Raw genomic sequence first — 3058 nt, 5'->3', positions numbered from 1 at the left:
GGTCGCGCGCACCGCGGTGCGCCCGACCGCCCCCCGCGCGCGTTCCGGAACCCGCTTGACACGCCTTCCGGTGGTCCGCAGTGTGGACGGCGCCGAAGGGGGGCGCAGGGTGGCGGTGACGATCCACGACGTGGCGCACCGCGCGGGGGTGTCGGTCTCCACCGTCTCGCGCGCGCTGGCCCTGCCCGACCTGGTGCGCGCCAGCACGCGCCAGCGCGTGCTGGTCGCGGCCGCCGAGCTGGGGTACCAGCCCAACCGCGCCGCGCGCGGGCTCGTCACCGGCCGCACCGGCACCGTCGGCGTCGTGGTGCCCGACGTGGAGAACCCGTTCTTCGGCTCGGTGCTCAAGGGCGTGCACGGGCGCGCCCGCGAGGGCGGGCAGGTCGTCTTCCTGGCCGACACCGCCGAGGACGCGCGGGTGGAGGCCGAGGTCGTGGCCGCCATGGTCCGCCAGGTCGACGGCGTCGTGCTGTGCTCGCCGCGCCTGCCGGACGAGGAGCTGCACCGCGCCGCCGGCGGCGTGCCGGTGGTCCTGGTCAACCGCGCCGCGCCCGGCCTGCCGGGGGTGCTCATGGACGCCGCCGACGGCGTGCGCCAGGCCGTGGAGCACCTGGCCGCCCTGGGCCACCGCCGCGTCGCCCACCTCACCGGCCCGCGGGCCTCGTGGTCCAGCGGGGAGCGGCTGCGCGGGCTGCGGGCCGCCGCGCCGGCCCTGGGCGTGCGGGCCGTCGAGCTCGGGCCCTTCCCGCCCACGTTCGAGGGCGGGCTGGCGGCCGCGGACCTGGCCCTGGCCAGCGGCGCGACCGGCGTGCTGGCCTACAACGACCTGGTGGCCCTGGGGGTGCTCAGCCGGCTGGCCGCGCGCGGCGTGGCCGTGCCGGCCGAGGTGAGCGTGGTGGGCTTCGACGACACCCGCGCCTCGGCCACGAGCACGCCGGCGCTGAGCACCGTGCGCATGCCCACCCGGGAGGCGGGCCGGGCCGCCGTGGAGCTGCTGCTGGACCTGCTGGACCGCCCGGGCGCCTCCCCGGCCGCGGTGCGCGCGCCGCTGCCCACCCAGCTCGTCGTGCGCGCCAGCACCGCGCCGCCGCCCGGGGCCGCGCCCGGCGCCGCGCCGGGGCTGGACGTGCTGGAGCCGACGGGCTGAGCGGGCCGCTCAGCCCTCCCGCGGGGCGTAGGCCGCGCGCGGGATCGTGCTCGCCAGCGCCACGGCCGTCTCGACGGCCTCGTCCAGCGCGAGCTGGCCGCCGGCGACCAGCCCGGCCAGGAAGCCGGCGTCCACCCGCCGGGCCACGTCGTGCCGGGCGGGGATCGAGGCGAAGGCGCGGGTGTCGTCGACGAAGCCGGCGGTGTTCCAGAAGCCCGCGGTCTCCGTGACCGCCTCGCGGAAGCGGCGCATGGCCGCCGGGCTGTCCAGGAACCACCACGGCGCCCCCAGCCGCAGCGCGGGGTAGACCCCGGCCAGCGGGGCCAGCTCGCGCGAGAACGTCGTCTCGTCGGTGGTGAACACCACGCAGCGGAAGGCCGGGTCGGAGCCGAAGGCGTTGAGCAGCGGGCGCAGCCCGCGCGTGAAGTCCACGGCGACGGGGACGTCGAAGCCGCGGTCGGGGCCCGAGCGCGCGCGCACCAGCGGGTCGTGGTCGCGCAGGACGCCGGCGTGCAGCTGCATCACCAGCCCGTCCTCGCGGCTCATCCGCGCCGACTCGAAGAGCATGTGGGCCGCGAACGCGGCGGCCCGCGCCGGCTCCAGCGGGCCGCGCAGCGCGGCGGCGTAGGCGCGCTCGGCGTCGGCGCGCTCCATCGGGGTGGTGTCGGCGCTGAGGTGGCCGTGGTCGGTGGCGCGGGCGCCGGCGCGGCGGAAGTGCTCGCGCCGGCGCTGCAGCGCGGCGAGGTACCCGGCGTAGGTGCCCACGTCCTCCCCGGCCGCGCGGCCCAGCTCCTCGACGTCGCCGCGCCAGCCGGGGCGGTCCAGGTGCACCACGGCGTCGGGCCGGAAGGTGGGCACCACGGTGCCGCCCCAGGACGAGGCGGCGATCGCGGCGTGGTCGGCCAGCGCGTCCGCCGGGGCGTCGGTCGTGGCCAGCAGCTCGATGCCGAACGCGTCGAACAGCGCCCGCGGCCGGCAGGACGGCTCGGCGAGGCGCTCGACGAGCTGGTCGTACAGCTCGTCGGCGGTCTCGGGGGAGGGGTGCACCCGCACGCCGAGGACGTCGTGCAGCTCCTGCTCCAGCCACAGCCGGCTGGGCGTGCCTCGGAAGAGGTGCCAGCCGGCGCAGAACCGGCGCCACACCGCGCGCCCGTCGCGCTCCACCGGCCCGCCGCCGGTGCCGGGCACGCCCAGCTCCTCCAGGCGCGCGCCCTGCGAGACGAGCATCCGCGTGACGTAGTGGTCGGGCACGACGAGGAGCCGGGCGGGGTCGGCGAACGGCTCGTCGCGGGCCAGCAGGGCCGCGTCGACGTGCCCGTGCGGGCAGAACAGCGGCAGGTCGCGCACCCGGGCGTGGACCTCGCGGGCGATCGCCCGCACCGCCGGGTCCACCGGCAGCAGGCGGTCGTCGTCCAGGACGAGGGGTCGCGCGGCCACCGGCGGGGGTTCCTCCAGAGCTCGGACGGGTCCGGGCGGGGACCCGCGCCCACCCTCCTTGCAAACGTTTGCGGGAATTCAGCACCGCCGCCGCGGGCGCTGTCAAGGGCGGCGGCCGACCGGGGAGGCGACGGGGGCCCGGGGCCGGGCGGGCAGGTGCAAAGGTTTGCGGGTCCGGGTCGGGAAAGCGCTTGACGAGCACCGGCTCGTGTGCCGGAATGGTCGCGAACCTCAGGTGCGACGAGGCAGCTGACCGGTCCGTTCGAGGTCGAAGGAGATCACGATGACCACCGCCCACCCCCTCGCCGTCCACCGCCCCGGCCGCCGGGCGCTGCTCGCCGGTGCGCTGGGCGCCGCGCTGGCCGGCACCGCCGCCTGCGGGGGCGGCAGCGGGGGGGGGGGCGCCCCCGGGGCCCCCGCGGGGGGGGCGCCGGGCTCCACCCACCCGGTCCGGGTCACACTCGCCACCTGGGG

The 3058-nt window shown here is 78.7% G+C and carries 3 protein-coding genes; 2 read left to right on the top strand and 1 reads right to left on the bottom strand.

Going from position 1 to position 3058, the window contains the following annotated elements; all coding sequences use genetic code 11:
- Positions 1-109: 109 nt before the first annotated feature.
- Complete coding sequence (locus tag ACRYR7_RS24990) at positions 110-1147, top strand: LacI family DNA-binding transcriptional regulator (protein ID WP_432575061.1); 1038 nt, start codon at positions 110-112, stop codon at positions 1145-1147.
- Positions 1148-1156: 9 nt separating this feature from the next.
- On the opposite strand, the gene uxaC is transcribed toward ACRYR7_RS24990, so the two are convergent.
- Positions 1157-2584 (bottom strand): glucuronate isomerase, encoded by a 1428-nt coding sequence (gene uxaC / locus ACRYR7_RS24985; RefSeq protein ID WP_432575059.1) that lies wholly within the window; start codon positions 2582-2584, stop codon positions 1157-1159.
- A 283-nt stretch (positions 2585-2867) separates the two neighbouring features.
- Here uxaC and ACRYR7_RS24980 point away from each other — a divergent pair.
- The coding region (locus ACRYR7_RS24980; protein ID WP_432575058.1) for a hypothetical protein at positions 2868-3058 on the top strand (191 nt) is incomplete at its 3' end.

Source organism: Kineococcus gurbantunggutensis, assembly GCF_050871925.1.
Taxonomy (GTDB): domain Bacteria; phylum Actinomycetota; class Actinomycetes; order Actinomycetales; family Kineococcaceae; genus Kineococcus.
Note: the sequence above shows the minus strand (reverse complement) of the source record. Positions and strands in the feature narration are given on the sequence as shown.